The organism is Streptomyces sp. NPDC054975 (assembly GCF_053609105.1).
Genome location: NZ_JBSGWV010000081.1, coordinates 1 through 18,347 on the forward strand (window position 1 = coordinate 1; position 18,347 = coordinate 18,347).

Below are 18,347 nucleotides of genomic sequence, written 5' to 3' on the forward strand. Positions count from 1 at the left end.
CATTCTCTTTGAGAGCTTTTTTTAAAACTTTTTTAATAAATTCACTCTTTTTCTTTTTTCGACTCAATGGCTGTAGTGCTTCCACAACTTCAGGATCAAGGTATATACCAACCTGAATACGCTCATTATCGTTATTGCCATTGATAATATTATTAATATCATTATCAATATTGTTATTATTATTGTTATCAATAATATTATCATTATTGATATCGTCCTCAAACTGGCTCATAAACGCTGACGCAGGGCTGCCGTTCTTACGTTTTATTTTGCCTTTCAGATCATTCGTTTTATTTGACACGTTCCTCAAGCTCCTTTACGAACGGGATATAATACTCTAAAGCGCTGCCTAATTCCTTATTGTCTAAAAATCCGTTGATTGGCAGGCGTCTTGTGGCTGCTTTTCTTCTTATGATGCTATTAAAACGTTGCCCTTCGTATTCTTCGTCAATCAGCTCAACCATTGCATCATTTTCTTTTGCTCGTGAATCAATAATCGCGAACAAGATGCCGGCAACCTCTAACTTATCGTTTTTTTGGTCACGGGCCACCGCGACAATATCCAAAAACTTTTGAATGGCGTAATAACAAAACATTGAACCGTCGAACATGACTACCGCATAAGAGCCGGCAGGCGAATAAGTAGACAGGCTTAAAACCGTCTGCTCCCCAAGATTCGGCGGTGTGTCTATGATGATGTAATCATAATCATTCATGACTGGCTGCAGCGCTTTTGTTAATGCATTAAGCCCTATTTTCTCTTTGTACATTACACGAGAAAGAGTCGCTAAATAGTCATTAGACGGAATCAAATGCAGATTTTCGCTGATTTTTAGTATGTAAGGTTTGGCATTCGCTTCCCTGATCGCTTCCAGGATCGTTTTTTCTTCAAACACATTGCATATATCATATTCCCCTGTAAGGAATGATGTAAGATTCCCCTGACCGTCCATATCAATACAAAGAACTCTTTTCTTTTCGCTCAAGAGCCACGCTGTAATGCCGCTGGTTGTCGATTTAGAGCAACCGCCTTTTGATATACCAAACGTAATTATTTTGGCCGTCATGATCCCCCCACCTTTCTATTGTTATTGATAATAATAACATGATTAATAACAATAATGATAATGTTATCAATAACAAAAAAAGCACCCATATAGGGCGCTCTTTACCAAAGCTTCCGTTCTGAAAAATTGTATCCTTCCGGCGTGCTGCCGTTTTTAATATCGTTCCAGGTATTTAGCATTTCGTTTTTGCTCTCTTCCAGCCGTTTCAACTCTTCTTCGCTCATTTGCTGTTTGCCTTCGTTAGTAGATCCAAACCATTCCGGCTTTTTCTCTTCTCTCAGCTGTTTAGGTGTTTCTTTCCGTGCATCGTCCAGGGATTTTTTAAAGTACGATTTAAAATTCTTGACGTTTTTCTTTTGCACACAGTCGAGAAACTTTGAGTTTAATAGATATTTATCGTCAATCAATCCGTCAAGCTCTTCATAAGCCTTTAGGTGATCCAGCTTGATCTCGTCAGCGTACTTTAACAAAAATGATTTCTGTTCTTCGCTGATTGATAGATGTGTAATATATTCATGTGTATTCTCTTTATGTGTATTCTTTTTATTATTATATATATTACCTCGTGGTTTTGAGGACTTCATTTTGAGGACTTCATTTTGAGGTCTTGAAAATCCAGTCCTCAAAAAGTGGTCATCTTCCCCTTTTTCGTCCTCGTTTGTACCCTTAAAGGATGCTTTTTCCTCTTCTGTGAAAGGCGTTGTCCTAATTGCGTATTCGTACTCCCATTTTCTACCGTTCCTATACTTTTTTTCCATGACGTAACCGGCCTCTATTAATTCCTTCCAGGCGTTTCGAACGCTAGTTTCTTTGTTCTTGTCAAAGCGCTTATACAATTCAGTTTTGTATATTTGCCATGTGTCGGGATAAGAACAAACATTTACCAATAGTCCCAGCGCTTGCAATGATATGCTGCTGTCTTGCAAAGTTGTTCTAGGAATCATTTCAAACGGGTTTTCTTGCTTATAAACTTTGACAATTCCAGACATAAAAAAATCCTCCAAAACATATTTTGGCAGGAAAAAAGGGTTTAAAAAAGGCCCTGTGTAGGGTATAATGAAACCAACAAAATACGCACAGTTATTTAAACCCTACGCCCGTGCTACCAACACGGGTTTTTTCCTGTTTATAAGTATGATACTACAAACATTCTCCACTGACAATACGATCGTTCACTTTCAGATAACCAAAATGACAAACAACACCTAAAATACACACCAGATTCGCCGAGATTTGGCGAAAAGTACCCTACGAGGATATTTGTAACCCCGTAGGATAAAAACCCTCTCAGGAGGCTTATAATCGCTTTTTCATAGATCAATGAAAATCTTCATATACTTTCTCTATGGCGGAACAAATTTCGTGCTGCCATTCGGTATCTTCTGTCATGGATGCAACCAAAGACAAGTTTTTCAAGGTCGCCACCTTCCTACACTTGTTCAGGTTCGCATCCAGGCATATTTTCATTTCCCTCATTTCGTCCTCTGTCAGCTTTCTATGATTACTTTGAATGTTCCAAAGCTCCGCCAGTCTTTGATGAACTCCCCACATATGAAACAGTCCCCTTTCTAGAGTAAAGTGATCAAATGCCCGATATAGATATAACAGCCAAGCATGAGGGCCGCCAGCAAGAGAGCGAGTACATTGTTTCCTTTATCCTCTTTTGGCTCTTCTGACCACTTTCGAACAGTTTTTATTTTCATTTTGTTTCCCGCCTTTCGTGTTGTTTAATAAATAGTATGCTTTAAGGAGACAAATGATGCATAAAAAATATTTTTTACCCCCGAAAGGAGACTTCGTTTCTAAAAAATATTCTCGATCTTTTAAACAGCTAAATTAATATTGTCTCTAACATCGTCAGTTTGACTCTTCCAAATTTCACCCCTAATCGTGTTGTGTACTATCGTTGTGTTTGTGGCAGCTGAAGAAGAAACAGGCGTTACAGTGAATTCGTTCATACTGTCAATGTCGTTTCTTATTACTGTTACACCGTCAGTGTTTTGAAGCAGCACGCCATAACCGCCATTTTCATTGCGCTTAAAGCGTATTTTGTTGTTTATTACGCTGTGTTTTCTTCCGCCAGTAAGCAAAATCGCTGTCCTGCCAATGCAATTCTTTATACGGTTATCTTCTACGGTGTTTATATATCGGCTGTCTGCTGTTCCGTCTATTGCGTATGTTCTAGCGTTTTTAATTGTGTTTCCGATCACGTCAACTTCTGAATGGGCTTTCCACATGATACCGCGTCCGGTTCCAGTTAGATCAATAATATTATCGGAAACCTCAGCATCTACTGTTACACCACAACGAATACCGCCGAAACCTTTAATTTTGTTATCTGTGACCACCGTATCTATAGCAGCATCCAAAACAATTGAGTAATCCTGTGTAGAGCCTTCTGTATCATTGTCGCTTACCTTGACATACTTTGATAAATGCACCCTGATATGAACACAATCACCATTGATACGGTTATCTGTTACTAGGGCCATTTCACACAAATACACGTATATACCTTGTGAGGTGCAGCCCTCAACAGTATTATCGTTAACCTTAACGCCTTTCCCCCTGGCAGTAATGCCGTTTTCAAAGCCTATGACTGTATTTCCTGATATATTGGCCCTATTCCCTGTTTCCGTGCTGGATACGCCTATAGAGTCGATACCGTGCGCCCAGGATGATTGACCAGGCTGGCGAATGATTTTATTGTTTGTGATGCTTACGTCTGTGCCGTACCCGTATGAAATGTCATTATCAGCAAAATTACTATCAATAATGACTTCCCCTGCTGTAAATGCCCGAATAGCTCCACGTCCGTTCTCTCTGAATCGGTTTTTCTTGATAATGATTTTGTAAGGATGATCATATTTCAGGCCGCCTTCTCCGAATCCCTCTAGATCAATACCCAGCTGCGGCCCTATTGTGTCGCCGCCGGCATAATTTACGTCATTATCTTCAAATACAAGGCCCTCGCATCCGTTTGTAGCAAAATTGTTTCTTCTCGCTCTCTCTAAAACGCATTTCCTTATTGTGATGCTGCTGGAAGGCGTGTAATCACTATTCCAGTTCATCATACCTTTAGCAGCTACCCAAATATTATCGCCTGTAGCGTGGGTGCATGTGGCTTTTTCGATAGTAACGTTCTTACACCCTCTTATATGGATGCAATAGCCCCATTCGTGCGTTTTCTTGCCTTCTACATAGACATAATCATGATCGTCTCTGTCTCCCATAAAGAAGCCGCCTTCCAGCTCCACATTTTCAAGCAGCTCAAAGTAGAAAATAGAGTATCCTGTGGCACTATTCGGCATAGCGTAAAAGCGTGCTGTTTTTGACATTTTTATTTTCAGGTTTGAAGCTCCGCGAACCCCGCCGCCGTATTCCGGCAAGCTCCCGAACTTACTAACGGGATCAATCAGGAAACGGCCACCAGGAATATAAACGCCGTAATATCCATTCTTGGCCGCGTGCTGGATAGCATCGTTAAAGCCTTGTGTTGTTGCTTCCGCGTTCTCACAGTTCGGATTTATACCCCATTCGTCAAAGTTAATGAAATAATACATCGGTTGTAAGCTTTCAACAGCGCCCATATTAAGCACCCGCCTTTCTGCTTACGTTCGCATTAACAAAGTCGGAAAGGAGATCCGTAAACCGGTAGAACGTTTCATTTTTGGAGACTTCACGGCCATTTAGTGAAAACGTATCGAACATGGCCCGCCGCTGTCCGGTGCTTATTTCTAGCTGGATACTCATTCCGGTTCTATTCTTATTTGCGACATTCGCCGGATCTGTACCGGATAAGGCTGCACCCTCCGGCAATAACTCAGCTGAGAAGCCCGCAGCATTCAAGGTTTCCGTGAGTTTCCCTGCATTTTCCTGATCCGTCCCACCTACTAAAATATGCTTTTCATCTGAAGCATAGCCATGTAGCGACAACGTGAAATCATGCTGGCTTAATAGTTCAAGGGCTTGAGGCTCATCAAAATTCGTGCTAGTGATATGCAAAGATGTATTTCCTGATGCCTTCAATCCTTCAAATAGATACGTGGAATAAGATTTACTTAGCTCCCTGGCAAGCTCACTTGTTCCACCCTCAATCCCGCCGCCGTGAGGCGCAAAGATTAGGACAGACGTTCCAAGCTCTCGCGTGAATATGTTGTAATTCACGGGATCTTCATTAGCCTGCAATTCCTCAAAATTCCGGTACTGATCCGCTGCCATAGCACTGTTTAACCCGATTGTCACAAGGGATAGCACAAGTAGCATTGAAAAACAAAACCGCAGCATGTTATACTTACGGCACTCCGCTACTTTGCGGGGTACTAGGTAGAGAAGGTCAGGCCCGCCAAAGCTCGCCTTCTCTGCCCCCTTACCCTTTTTTGAGGCTCCCACTATTCTATTTTGATTGATAAACACCTTTTATCACTCTCCATTTTAAATTTATTGAATTTTCAAAATATAAAATGCGTTAGCTGTCCTGGTATCACATTTTGACCACCCCCTTAAAGGCTTGAGGTTGTTGCTCCGCGCCCTCCTATATTTTCGCTACTATATAAAAACGATTGCTGTTCACGCTGCCGACATATCCAGTCCAGTTTGACTTGCTGTATAGATTGTATTTGATCAGATATGTTCCTGTTCCATACTCACGCCGGACAGACGGAACACTAAAGCTTTTTACAGGCGTTGATCCGGTAAACGATCCTGAGCCGACTCGCCCTGTGTGTATCAGTCCTTTATCTGACCACTTATACAAGATGGCTTTGTAATACAGGCGTTTTGAGCCTTTCTTTTCTGCCTTGTAGTCGATTGTTGACGCACTCGGACTGTAAGTCGTGGCATCCGTCCAAACTCTTATTGAATGGCCGTTTCTATTCTGCCAGCCTGACCATGCCGCCGAAGCACTTTCCGGAAGTACCATAACCCCCAATGTAATGACAGCAACTAAAGCGAAAATAATCTTTTTCATTTTGCGTCCTCCTTCATTATTTCTTCCAGTAAACTTAAATCGTCAGAATCAATCGCAAGAGTCTGATCCCTGCAAAAAGGGCAATAGATTTCAGACGTACAGGCAGGCCTTTCTAAAAACAACCATTCCTCGCAGTCATCGCAATAGTATCCGATTAATGTTCCGTTCACTTTTGGCATTCCGCGCCCTCCTTCTCTTCCGGCGGCCACCATCCACGAACCAAGTACCCACTGATCGCCGCGGTAACTGACACACAATTTAATCTCAAACTCTGATTGTCGAAATAATACGCCAGAATTATTCCTATGGAATCAGCAACGCCCGACATTATGAGAAGCATCAATACTCTAAATGCAAATTTCACTCCGCGCCCTCCTTCACAGGTAGAAACAGATCAATCATAAACAAGTTAGGGGTGAAAACCCCATCCGGTTTCGCCTTCTCAAATTGAAAAACCTCTACCACGAATCCTAGATCATGCGCCGCTTGTATCCTTTCACACGCTTCTTTTAGGGTTCCGGCTTTGACTGACGTCACAGCTTTTTTATACATTCTCCGCATCCTCCAATAACTCAGTATTTCGGTAAACATCACCGATGATTTCAAGATCGCCTGCCATAAAAGCACCACTACCATTTCCAAGACCTATATCAAGATAAAAACCAGCTTGCTTGTTGTCATACTTAACTACGAACTTCGTATCAGTGTTATGATCCAAAATGAAATCATTGTCATAAATCATCTTTCCGTTCTTATCCTTCAACCCGGTGTTCCACATGAGAGCTGCATTTTTTTGTGTGCTATCTGCAATCCTAATCAGATGAAGTGATGAGTCGGTATGGCGGTACAATCTCCATCCCACGGCTGTAATAATGAGATCCATTCCCTCATCATCCCAATAATGCATCTGCTCTCCATCCCAAACTCTGTATGCTGTGTTCATTGTGTTTCCCCCTTGATTATTTCAATCGGTTTATCTCCGCAATCTAAACGTGTCATATTGTAATCTTTAATAATTTCAAGTTGCTCCATGGTATTGATAACAATTTCGCATCCTGCGACCGGAAGCCAAACTCTATCACCGATTTTGTATTCCACCTCCTTCTCGAAGAATGTAACTTCATTGATATGAACATTAACAAGTGCTTCACGTCCGTCACTGTGTTTCATTTTCCATCCGCCGCCCCAAGGTCTGTCTAATTCGAATCCTTCTTCAGCTACTTTCTTCATGGCCTCCACCATTTCTTCAAATGATTTATACTGCTTTACTGTTGTTTTCGCCATTTTAATTCCCCCTTAGTGATCTTATGGTTTTATTTTATTCTCTATTAGAGAACAAATCAAGTGTTTTTAGTAAAAAAAGTTAACTTTAAGGATACTTTTTGTGTAAAAAAAGGGACTGCAACAAATTCCCTCTTCTTAATAGTGGTGCTGCAACAAAAAAGAATCTATGTAGTCACTGAAGTTTATTTGCGTAAGTTGCTTGTGCCCCCGCCATTCATAATACTTAATGTCGCTTAATATGTTCTTTAATCCTTTATCTTGCAAAAGCTCAACGGTGAAATTGACTTTTTCTTTTGTACTGCGCCCAGCTCCTTCAATATTGGGATTTTGAATGATTGTTCTGATCAACCCTAAAAGAACATCTGTTAATTCCAAGCCGACTTCTGTATTTTTCGGCAACATTTCGCAGCTAGTAGCAATGAATTTTTCCCCTCTATATAAAGATTGGCTGTTTAAATCAGTAACCAGGGTTTCATTTAAGTTAATTCTTTCATATTCGTTTGCTGCTTCAATGTAAATATCGGCTGCCACTGTTGCCTCGCTTCCGTATCCTCTTATGAGTCCATAAATCAAACGTTCCGGTAATTTAGAGTAAATTGTTGCTTCTACGTCCTTTTGTTCGAATAAAGGTTGAGAACTTAGGAAACCATAGTGATAGTTGATAATGTTCAATTTGATAAGGTCTTTATAGGAAATAAACAATTCAATTAAATTTTGTATGTTCGCTTTATCCATCCGACCACCATTGTAATTTTTCCAATGGATATGGAATGACTTTTTCCTTAAAAACCAATTCATGTATTGAATATCATCACAATCATAAATTTTCTTCGGAATGGATAGTGATCCTAAAAGATTTGGCCTTTGTTTTATCCCTTTGCCCGATTCATCAAAAAAGACGTTTATCCTTTTTGTATGAAAGGTATTAAATAAGTGAGACATTTTTAGAATTCCCCTTTTTCTTTTTCTTGAATTCGCACTTATTTCATGTTAACATCATATTATATAGTAATACCACGGTAATACCGCGGTATATTGGACATAATAAACTTACTCTCATTCAACGGCGAATGCGAGTTTTATAAAAGCAACTCATTCAACGGCGAATGCGTTGCTTTTTTATTTCCCTCAACTATTCCTCTTTTACAACTCTTTTATATTCCTGTTCGATAAGTTCACTTATGATTGTTTTTACCGGTTTGCCTGTTACCCGTTTCAAGTCTTCAGCTTTTCTTTTGATTTCTGGATCAACGTCCGCAACAATTCTTTCAATAGCCATTATGAAGCCTCCTGAATAAATTTAGTTGTAATTTCAGCAAGTTTTTCAGATTGTTCCGCGTCTAGTTCAACGTCCCAATCATTAATTTTATATCCTACTTTATTTGCTGCATAATTTAAAGCGTGTTTGTCAGCGCCGTTATGACAAGCGTCTACATAAAGATAACACATCATTTCATTTTCTAATTCCAGTTTAGCGATTTTGTTTTCAAGTAGGGCCAATTTCTGTTCAATAGTCATTGTAAAATTTCCCCTTCCGTTATCTGTTGAGTTTATTATAAATGTACGTACGTACGTAAGTCAATCAGTTTTTTGGATTTTTTTCTCAACGCTTGGAAAATTCTTTTCGTTGGTTTAGAATAAGGACATATCCTTTTATGTCTTATCTTGAGATTGTGAAAAACTTTAGGTGGGTAAAGTGCCAACTTCCCACAACCCACATTATGTTAACTAGTAAACTCGCAAAAGCCTGATTTAATAGGCTTTCTTTTTTTGCATAAAAAAAGACCCCCAGTTTGTTCACTGAGGGCAGATTTTTACGCTTTAAGCGTCCTTTTTATTCTTATAGGGTACAAAAAAACGAGATTTTTCAACCTCGAAAATTCACAAACTTATTTTACTGTTGCGCCTGTGTTTTTCCCCGCATAGATGTTTACCTTTCCAAACTGATCCGTTCTGATTGTGTAAACGTCCGTTTGTGGGTTTGCGAGAATTTCGTATTTCAAGCCGCCGAACTTCTTCGGGCGGAGGAAGTTGATCTCATTTCCTTTAACCGGCGCTTTGTTAGTCGGATAGATGCGCCATGAATCGGCAGAAGCTGGAAGGTACACATATTTCTTTTTGCCACTGGATGACGATTTAGAAGAGCTTGAGCCTTTAAGCTTTAACTTTTGTCCGACTGTAATTTTATTCGGATCTTTAATGTTATTCCATTTCTGAAGGTTCGCCAGGCTTACCCCTTTAGCTTTCGCGATTTCGGAAAGTGTATCCCCTTTTTTGACTGTGTAAGTTGATCCTGAAGAACTGCCGGAAGAACTAGAAGTCTTTCCACCTAGCGCCTTCAGTTCTTTTTCAATGGCAGCCTTTACATCATCCCATCTGCCCTCTGATAAAATACGGTGTGGGCAAAACTTGCCGTTCCAATCTTGATGCTTACGAACTCGATCAATTCCCCAGCCGCGCTCTTTAAGCAGCTGCGCCACAAACTTGATGGCCAACTTTTCAGCAGCGTAGTATTTCGCCCCTCCTGACTTGCTGTAGCAGATTTCAACGCCGATAGACTTCCGGTTCCCCGTGCCGTTTTTGCCGTCTCCCGTGTGCCATGCGTTACGATTTAACGGCAGACCTTGAATAACCTCTTTGTCATCAACAGCAAAATGATAGCTTGTCGAACTTGTATTCCCGATCATATAGCTGATTTCGCCTGCCGCTGACGCATCATTGGCCGTATTGTGAATGGTGATATATTCCGCGTTCATTGCATTAGGACATTTCAAAGGGTATTTTGCTTCAGAAACGAGATTCTTTTTCACTTTGATTGCCATTCTATATCAATCCTCTCTTATTTTTGGTTTGTTTTATCGTTGTTTTCGTCCTTTAGCTGCGCGAAACGGTCAACAATGAACTGAGGGACTTGTACACCAAGCCGCCCCAGGTTTTCAATGAATGAAATGCCCTCCATACCGATCAAAAACATGATCATTGCATACCTTGCGAATTGGCCGTCATTCCCTAAAATAATGTCAACTTGAGTAGCCACAATGATAAGAGAAAGCATTGCCCCCTTTTTAACAAGGCCCCTAAATGCTGTTTCTGAATTTACTGTCTTGTCATAGAAAGCTGCCGCAATGCCAGAAAGATAGTCCAGGGCCATAATAATAATGAACGCAGTTAACAAATGATCAATACCTCCAAACAAATAAGCTATTGTACTAATGCCGCCGCCTGCGATTGATGTATAAAGGGTGTCTGTGTTTTGTCTCATGTTCTCTGATCTCCTTTTTAGGCAAAATAAAAAAGCCGCTTCTCCGCCGCTTATTTTTTCTTGTGATTAGGTTTTACAGGGCCTTTCAAATTGTTCAGGTTCTTTTCTAATTTCTCAATGTGTTCCTCAAGCTCTTTTATTTTTTCGTCTTTTTGGTGGTTCATATATTGGAAGTCTAGTAACAAATCTTCTGCCTGAACCCATTTTTGCTGATAAACATAAGCTTTTTCCTTAACTAACTCTAATGTTTTTTGATCATCATTGCTTAATTGTTGTTCGTTACTTTTAGATTCCTGCATTTTGCATTCTCCCTTCGATATTTTCAACTTTTTCCTTGAGCCCTTTTACAATAGGTATCAACAAAGTTGTGAGCCTGTCATACATAAGGCCCTCGATCTCCCTCTTTCCGGTTTCGTCTGGTTCTCCGTAGCTCACAAACTCAGGAAGCCCAGCCGCTTCCACATCTTCAGCAATCAAACCAGGTATTCTTGAAATATAGGGCGCTTCCTCTCCGGTTGTGTCGCCTTTTCCGTCCGCTAGATTTTCAGCGTATTTTTCCACGGAATTTTTATCGTACCAGGTTTTCGGCAGCAGATTCAAAACACGATCATATTTTTCTGCCGGAAGCTCTTCTATATTAATTTTATATTTACTGGCTGATGTAACGCGGCAAAGTGTTCCGTATGAGGTAATATGGACATTGGCTGCATTTGAAGTAGTACGGTTGTAAATAGCTTTTGAAAAAACTTGGGGGCCTGATCCGTCTTTTCTGATTGTTAAATCTCCACCATCACTGCCGCCACCTCTTAAAATCAATTCTTTTGTGGAATCTATTTCTAAATTGTTTGAAGCATGGCCGCCGATATACCTTGTGCCAAAAAGGTATAAACCTTTTGTTCCGCCGTAAAGGTCTAGCGAAACCTGGTTATTAGTAGATATTTGGGCGCTTTTTGCTGTTGCAGCAATCCCCATATAAAATTTAGCGTCAACGCCATCAACTGGTTCTGTAAGAGTCATAGAACCACCTGAAAGGCCTATATTCTTCATCCCCATATACAAATATCTATCTGTAATTGATTGGATGGCTAATTGATTGCCTGACAATCCAAAATAGCCAATGGAAGAACTACCTCTATAAAATTCCATTCTTGGCCCCACATGATTTCCAGAACTCGTTATTCTTAATTCCACATCATCATAACTGGAAGTGGCTGAAAATATGCCCTCTTTAATTGAAATTTTTGTTGTGTCTCCGGTAATAGCGCCGCCTTCAGTGATCATTTTTCCTTCAGTTACTTGGAATGAGCTAAATTTAGTATTGTCGTTTACTTCTCTTCTTTTCATGTAGATTTCAGATGCAGTAATGAAGCTTTTGTTATATGGATCAGGATCATTAAAAATCATTCTACTACTTGTGATGGTTGCTGCCGTAATGGCGATACCGCTCATGGTTCCAAACTTGATTTTATCAGCTGAAAGGCTTCCGATCTTCGCGTTAGTTATTGATTGATCTTCAATATGGTTTGTGCCAATTCGCACCGTTAGCGCTGAAAATTCTGCTGTATAGTCGCTTGGCGTGTCATGATAGTTCACCGCTCTTATGCGATAGTACCAAACGTTATCTACACCGGCTGTATCATGAACCCATCCGCCCTCTTTCCCTCGCCATAATCTAGTGGAAAGAGAAGGTGTGAAACCTTGTACTTTAGAGCCGTAAACCTCATAAGCCGCAATATATGAAGAAGAATCAAAGTCCCATGCTAGAGAAACGCTTGAGAAAAGACCTTGAACAGAAACATTAGACGGTACAGGAGGCTTAATGTCAGGAAAATTCCCATCGGTAACAGTCACGCTGCGGTCAATATTATTTATTTTGTCCTCTATTTCATCTAGTCGCTTATCTGTTTGATAAACTTCTAGGAATTGGCCCATTTCTACTTGTTTTATGTGAGGGGCTATTATGTCATATTCTAAAGCAATAATGCGGGATTGAACTTCTATAGGGTCAGCCCGTTTCCGATCTATGGCCGTCCTGGTGTCTCCTAGCGAAACATGATCAGTAGGAATGACAGTTAATTCATATAGGCGTTGGGGAACTGAAGCTATATTTTTGAGATATTCAAATGTTTTTTGTAATAGCTCTTTCGGATCAAGTATGTTTTCATCCTGCCACTGGCCGAAAGAGTTAATGAACGTTCCGTCTGACTTTTTATATCCATACTTCTCTATTGCTCCAGGAAGCTCTACCCACATTTGCCCCCTCGGTTTGTCTGCGGGATCGCCAGCAGCTTTACTCCAAACCACATCGGCAAAATCAATATAACGAGAATGCCCTCCGTTCTCTGTTTCTACGCTGCCGCCCCATCCATACATAGCAGAAACCGGATAAGCCATGTCTGTAACATGAATGCTTTCAATGTTATATCCAGTCTCGAAACGATCACCCTCATCTTGCCCGCGTCGTGGCAGGATGTTGACAACTCGTTCAATAATTTTATTGCTTTCCTCGTCAAAAGTGACAGTAAAGCGCAGCTCGCCGCCCCACACTTCGATAATTTTAGTGATAGCCTCGTAAGCGCTGATATGATAAAAGTTTGTAGATTGCGTTCCCGTCTGAGCCGTTACGTTTCCAGTCCATCTTGTGCCCGCTAAAACTCTATCTAAAGCATATTGTTGTGTTTGGTTTTGTGGCCGTATATCCTCCACAATGGCTTCAAGCAGCTCCATTTCTGCCGGCTCGCATTTCACTTCTTTTGTTGACTTGTTATCTATTGTTCCGGCATCTATTTCCCTTATTTTGAAGAGACGAAAAAAGCCGTCTTCATCTTTGAAAACGACTTGATTCAATCCGGTAACATATTGGCTGTCTTTATGTTCAGCGTCACATGTAAATGTGAATACCGCACCTCTGTCCAGCTCTTCTCTAAAGTTTGTAGCAAACAAGGTGCAAGCCTCTTCAGCGTCACTAGATAAGATAGCCAATGAATTATCATATCTATCTAGCACCCATAAATCAGCCATATGATCACCCGCCTATTATTTATATTTTTCCGTAAATCGCAATTCACTTGGACTGCTGGCTTTAACTTTCGCATTCTTCTTAGGAATATCGAAAAAGTCCGACTTAATTAGAACAGCAGAATTTTTCTTTGCTCCATTAACAAATGCCGCACGCTTCGCAAAGTCGATTGTAAGTTTATCGCCTGCTATGAAATTAAATTTCACATAGACACCTTGAAAAACGCTGCCATCATCATTCAATAGTTCAATGCTGTAAGTTGTAGCCGCTCCCGCGAATGTGCAATTAACTACAGGAGAAGTCGGGGCGCTCCCGTTGTGTTTAATATCCGTAACCGCTCCCGCTGTCTCAGATACATTAAAAACCACTTCGGCCCCGTGCTTGTAGGGATCAGGGCATATAAAATTAATCGTACCCTTTCCAAACTTAAAAACCTCGTCCAGTTGCCCTTCTCCATCAATCATGGCGTAGTATGTCCTGTCAGGCTCATCAGGAAAGACTAAAGGCCCTGGATTGTCTGTTACAAGCCAGTCGGCCACCTCTTCTTTTGCTTTTTGTAGGTCGTCAACGCCTTTTATAACTACATCCACGGGCAATGGACGGGCTTTTATTTTCTTTTGTCGTGGGTATGCACCAGGACGGCCAGGGATTTCTACCATATCCCACTCTATAGGCGCCCATATTGGCCGCTTTGTGCCTACCGTTGCATGAAAAAAGGGTTTTGATACCCCGTTAAATGTCATTGTCATTTGTACCGCCTCTTATCTGTAAAAGCTTGGCGTTGTTGTGCTTTTGTCATGTCTTTGTTTGTGAGGGAAGCAAACTGCCGACTGTTGATATTTAAAGCTGTTTGAATAGTTGGAATGTTAACCTCTATAGGGCGATTAAAAACGGCGTCTGATAGGCTTTTTACTGCCGCCGCAAGCTCAGTAATATTTAACGGCTTCGATTCTGTTGAAACGCTTAACATGCTTGATTTTATCCCCTTGAGATCCGGTAGCTCCGGCATGGCTGCAGCCGCTAAAGTATCAGCCGCTTTCATAATGTCTTTCTTCGTTGAATCCAAGCCAAGCTCATAACCCTGACCAGTGAATTCTCCAAGTACATATGTTTCTCTGGAAGGAGAATGAATAGACAAAGCCTTTTTGATCTTGTTCTTAACACCGTCTGCGATCTCTTGGGCTTTCTTCCATACTGATTTAGCCATTGAGCTAATGCCGTTAATCAGCCCTTGAATGATGTTTTTACCAATGTCGTATAAGTTGATGCTGCTGAAAAAGCTTTTCACCTTGCCCCAGATGTTTTTGATCGTGTCTTTGGTTCCGTTCATACTGGAGGATACTGACTTTTTCATATTGTTGAAATTATTTTTCACTGTTGACCAAACTGCTTTAGCTGCACCCGTAACCGCTGATTTAATTGAATTCCATACTGAGGAAGCAACGGATTTTACTGCATTAAATACACTGCTCGTCACTGATTTAACAGTATTCCAAGACGTTTTAACCGCATTCAATAAGCCTTTTACATAAGTTGTAACGACTGTTTTAATACCATTCCAAATAGATTTAGCTATTGAGGCGATCCCTTTAAAAATTGAGCTTGTCACACTTTTGGCCGTGTTCCAGGAATTCTTAACAGAATCCACTAGCCCTTTTACAAGAGAAGTAACAACCGTTTTTATTCCATTCCAGATCTGCTTCCCTGCATTGCTTATATTTTTCCAAATCTGCTGTAGATGATTGGAAAGCCCTTTAAAATCTCCTGTAACCAAATCGACAACCATTAGGACAGGCGTTAAAATCGCGTTTTTGATAATCGTCCAAACGCCCTTTGCAATATTCGAGATCCCGTTCCAGATTCCAGACACCGTCTTAGACATGATAGAAAAGTGTTTTTTCACTCCGTCTACAATGGCAGTTACTATATTGACAAGTGTCGATTTTATAGCTCCCCATACTGAAGAAACAGTGCTAGAAATGGTATTCCAAATACTTGATAGGGTTGTAACCATCACATTAAATGTAGGGCCGAAAATTGCAACAATACCCTGCCAAATTGGTTGTAGAATTGCCATGAAATTGTTCCAGGCTGTTTGGGCCGCTGTGGTAATTCCATTCCACAAGTTAGTGAAAAACGTAGATATGCCGCCCCAAATTGTTGAAGCAGTGCTGGCAATACTGTTCCAAATCGTGGAGAAAAACTGAGAAATACCACCCCAAATGGTAGAGGCGGTGCTCGAAATCGCTCCCCAAATCGTGGAGAAAAACGCTGAAATGCCGTTCCATATGCTCGTTGCGACTGATTTAACATCCTCCCAAATGCCTTTCCAGTCGCCAGTGAACACCTTAGAAAAAAACCTGATTAGACCGAGAATAACAGTTATTGAAATGTTAATAGCATTTTTTATGCCTTCCCATGCTGTCTCAACAAGGAATTTGACAACGGGCCATACTGCTTGCATGATAGCGCCTATGGCTAACATAGCCGTTTTAATAACTGTGGAAATAACATTCCAAACATTCTGCGCCGCTTGCATTATTTGAGTCCCGTTTTCATCCCAAAACTTCTTTATTGTTTCCATTTTCTCTTCAATAAAGCTCTGTATGGCTGACATAACGGGTTTAATGATGTTATTCATAACCCAATTCCAAGCCGCTTGCGTTGCTGATTTTATGGCATTCCAGGCTCCAATAACGGCCTTTTTAAACCAATCCGTTTTCGTCCATAGCAGATAAAGAGCTGCCCCTACTGCCGCTATTGCTGCCGCTACTAATGCGACCGTTCCCATCATAGCGCCAAGACCTGTAACTAACGGCCCTATCAGCATCCACACAGAAGAAAAAGCCGCTGCCATCCCGTTTATTAGTCCGATTCCGATTGCTAACGGGGATAGCAAAAGGGTTAAAGCTGGTAGTAAAAGCGTAAATCCGGCTATTACTTTGGATAACACAGGGTGGGCTTTGTTAAAATTGACTATCATTTTGGCTATCATCGTTATGAAATTGTAAACATAAGGCATGACTGCCGCGAAAACGTCCACTAACGGCTTAAATGCCTCTTTAATCGTAGCCATCATGGTGTTAAACGATTTTGCGTATGTGTCGTTTTCCATTGCTGCTTCATGCAGTTTGCCGTATAGCATAACGCAAGCCGCAGCGCTCGCAATAGCCACGGAAGCAAAACGCATTTGCCCTTGAGTGATCATTCTTGTCATGTCGTTTAACTGTTTCATGTTCGCCGTTGGGCCAAGCATTTTTAACGCTAAAACGGATGCGTTACCTTCACGCGCCATCCTCTCAAGGCTGCCTGTTACCCGTAACAGCCCGTTATTGACGGTGTAAAGTGGGTTTCCCATTCTCTTGAAATTATCTGAGATTTTTTCACTCTGGCCGCTCATGGCTAACATTTGACCTACGCCCTGGATAAAGCCGGCTTTCATGATCTCGTTGTTTTTCATGATGTTTTCTGTGGCCTTTTTATGCTCTTGACCAAGCCGCCGGACTTCTCCAATAAATTGTTCATTTGTGCCGGTGTAGTTCTTCATACTTTGCGCTAGTTTGAAAAACTTGAATTCTGTTTCAATAAGCTCCCTTTTGAATGGTATAAGGGCCTGCGCTGAGGCTCTATATGCCGCCTTCATTTCGGCGCTCATTAAGCGCAATCGTTCATTGTAACGGTTAGTATTCAAGCCATCTAAAGACCGCTGTAAGGTTCGTACGCTGCGCTGGGTTGGTGCTGTATCGAAAATGGCATCTATTACAACCCGTCCATCACTCATTTTTTACCACCCCTTCCGCGCAGGTTTTGGAAGAAGGCTGACGCCTTGGCGTCCAACTCTTTAATGGCTGCTTCTTCATCAACTGGCTTTTTATTTAGGGCGTAAATCCGCTTTAATTCCTGAATTCGTTTGCGTTCTTCTCCCTCTTTTGGCAGCTTCATTGTTCTAATCTCAATGACTTTTGAGAATTTAGCGTCCTCGCTCAAACCTTTTAGAAGGGCTTGGAATTTGCGCCAGTGTAATTTCCCTTGCTGTTCGAATAGATCGAGGTTGTAATCAAACAAAAAAGACGCGTATATATACTCCGCGTCTTGTTCAAAGTCAAAAACCTCATCTTTTTTGCTTGTGCTTTGTTCGCCTTCTGAGGTGTTTTGTTCATCTTCGTTTGTGCTTTGTGGTTGCTGCTGAATACTGTCTTGCGCTGTTTCTCCTGGTTCATGAATAAAGTTGTCAAAAATGGCTTTAACCAATATCACTTTTTCATCCAGTGAAAGCTCTTCAACGTCCTCTTTGTTTTCAGCAAAGACAAAAGCCAAAAGCGACCATTTTTGCGCTTCGGTGAATTCTTCATCTTCCAGCAGTTCAAACGCACGCAGCACCACATCAAAAAAGAGACGTAACTTTATACGCCTCCCCTTGAATATAATCACATCTTCTTCAAAACGATCAGTAAGCTTCATCGCTGACCATCACTACTTTATATAGTTTTTTGCTTTCTCCGCTTTGCTCGTTCCCATTTTCTCTTCTAGTTTGCTGTTAACGATATCGACAACTTTAATCATGTTGTAAACAGACTTACCGCCAGCTTGATAGATAAAATCAAAATTCTCTGCACCAAAATAAGATTCAATTAGTTCTTTCATAGCCTCATTTGCAGCTTCTTCAGCTTGAGAAATTTCTGCTTCAGTAAGCTTTGTGAAATCCATGCCTTTAAATTTCTCATAGTTTTTCTTCATCTTAGGATC

General features: G+C 41.0%; 19 protein-coding genes and 1 pseudogene. All 20 read right to left on the minus strand.

Going from position 1 to position 18,347, the window contains the following annotated elements; translation table 11 throughout:
• Positions 1-301: hypothetical protein (locus tag ACWF79_RS33690; RefSeq protein ID WP_453731994.1), on the minus strand; the 301-nt coding region annotated here is incomplete at its 3' end.
• On the minus strand, positions 291-1,067 hold the full coding sequence (locus ACWF79_RS33695) for a ParA family protein (protein ID WP_041052973.1): 777 nt from the start codon (positions 1,065-1,067) through the stop codon (positions 291-293). The genes ACWF79_RS33690 and ACWF79_RS33695, both read right to left, overlap by 11 nt.
• 101 nt (positions 1,068-1,168) lie before the next feature.
• Entirely contained in the window at positions 1,169-2,056 is an 888-nt protein-coding gene (locus ACWF79_RS33700) for a hypothetical protein (RefSeq protein ID WP_052470526.1), read from the minus strand.
• A 328-nt stretch (positions 2,057-2,384) separates the two neighbouring features.
• The gene (locus ACWF79_RS33705; protein ID WP_041052972.1) at positions 2,385-2,618 is read right to left on the minus strand and encodes a DUF7667 family protein; all 234 of its coding nucleotides are present in this window, start codon (positions 2,616-2,618) and stop codon (positions 2,385-2,387) included.
• A 272-nt stretch (positions 2,619-2,890) separates the two neighbouring features.
• Positions 2,891-4,657 (minus strand): right-handed parallel beta-helix repeat-containing protein, encoded by a 1,767-nt coding sequence (locus ACWF79_RS33710; RefSeq protein ID WP_041052971.1) that lies wholly within the window; start codon positions 4,655-4,657, stop codon positions 2,891-2,893.
• Between the two features lies 1 nt (position 4,658).
• Complete coding sequence (locus ACWF79_RS33715) at positions 4,659-5,288, minus strand: poly-gamma-glutamate hydrolase family protein (protein WP_381151630.1); 630 nt, start codon at positions 5,286-5,288, stop codon at positions 4,659-4,661.
• Between the two features lie 313 nt (positions 5,289-5,601).
• On the minus strand, positions 5,602-6,036 hold the full coding sequence (locus ACWF79_RS33720) for a hypothetical protein (protein WP_041052967.1): 435 nt from the start codon (positions 6,034-6,036) through the stop codon (positions 5,602-5,604).
• Between the two features lie 544 nt (positions 6,037-6,580).
• Complete coding sequence (locus ACWF79_RS33725) at positions 6,581-6,979, minus strand: YopX family protein (RefSeq protein WP_017696650.1); 399 nt, start codon at positions 6,977-6,979, stop codon at positions 6,581-6,583.
• Positions 6,976-7,320 (minus strand): hypothetical protein, encoded by a 345-nt coding sequence (locus ACWF79_RS33730; protein WP_041053041.1) that lies wholly within the window; start codon positions 7,318-7,320, stop codon positions 6,976-6,978. The genes ACWF79_RS33725 and ACWF79_RS33730 overlap by 4 nt, the downstream gene beginning before the upstream one ends.
• Positions 7,321-7,455: 135 nt before the next feature.
• Entirely contained in the window at positions 7,456-8,262 is an 807-nt protein-coding gene (locus ACWF79_RS33735; RefSeq protein ID WP_041053039.1) for a hypothetical protein, read from the minus strand.
• Between the two features lie 190 nt (positions 8,263-8,452).
• Positions 8,453-8,599 carry a hypothetical protein gene (locus tag ACWF79_RS33740; RefSeq protein ID WP_157680839.1) on the minus strand — a complete coding sequence of 49 codons (147 nt, stop codon included), beginning with the start codon at positions 8,597-8,599 and terminating at the stop codon, positions 8,453-8,455.
• Positions 8,599-8,838, minus strand: coding sequence for a hypothetical protein (locus ACWF79_RS33745; protein ID WP_041053037.1), 240 nt, complete (start codon positions 8,836-8,838; stop codon positions 8,599-8,601). Before ACWF79_RS33745 ends, ACWF79_RS33740 begins: the two co-directional genes overlap by 1 nt.
• Before the next feature lie 794 nt (positions 8,839-9,632).
• Positions 9,633-10,142 (minus strand): annotated as a pseudogene (locus ACWF79_RS33750) (peptidoglycan recognition protein family protein); the annotation flags it as partial.
• A 17-nt stretch (positions 10,143-10,159) separates the two neighbouring features.
• Complete coding sequence (locus tag ACWF79_RS33755; protein ID WP_041053034.1) at positions 10,160-10,582, minus strand: phage holin family protein; 423 nt, start codon at positions 10,580-10,582, stop codon at positions 10,160-10,162.
• A 50-nt stretch (positions 10,583-10,632) separates the two neighbouring features.
• The gene (locus tag ACWF79_RS33760; protein ID WP_041053032.1) at positions 10,633-10,881 is read right to left on the minus strand and encodes a hypothetical protein; all 249 of its coding nucleotides are present in this window, start codon (positions 10,879-10,881) and stop codon (positions 10,633-10,635) included.
• On the minus strand, positions 10,868-13,603 hold the full coding sequence (locus ACWF79_RS33765; RefSeq protein WP_052479690.1) for a phage tail spike protein: 2,736 nt from the start codon (positions 13,601-13,603) through the stop codon (positions 10,868-10,870). The genes ACWF79_RS33760 and ACWF79_RS33765 overlap by 14 nt, the downstream gene beginning before the upstream one ends.
• A gap of 15 nt (positions 13,604-13,618) precedes the next feature.
• Positions 13,619-14,350: a distal tail protein Dit gene (locus ACWF79_RS33770; RefSeq protein WP_041053030.1), complete on the minus strand. Its 732-nt coding sequence runs from the start codon at positions 14,348-14,350 to the stop codon at positions 13,619-13,621.
• A complete protein-coding gene (locus tag ACWF79_RS33775) occupies positions 14,347-17,382 on the minus strand; it encodes a hypothetical protein (RefSeq protein WP_052471610.1) in 3,036 nt (1,011 codons plus the stop codon). Before ACWF79_RS33775 ends, ACWF79_RS33770 begins: the two co-directional genes overlap by 4 nt.
• Positions 17,379-18,062 (minus strand): Gp15 family bacteriophage protein, encoded by a 684-nt coding sequence (locus tag ACWF79_RS33780; protein WP_377895713.1) that lies wholly within the window; start codon positions 18,060-18,062, stop codon positions 17,379-17,381. Before ACWF79_RS33780 ends, ACWF79_RS33775 begins: the two co-directional genes overlap by 4 nt.
• Before the next feature lie 12 nt (positions 18,063-18,074).
• On the minus strand, positions 18,075-18,347 hold a 273-nt coding region (locus ACWF79_RS33785), incomplete at its 5' end, for a hypothetical protein (RefSeq protein WP_453731995.1).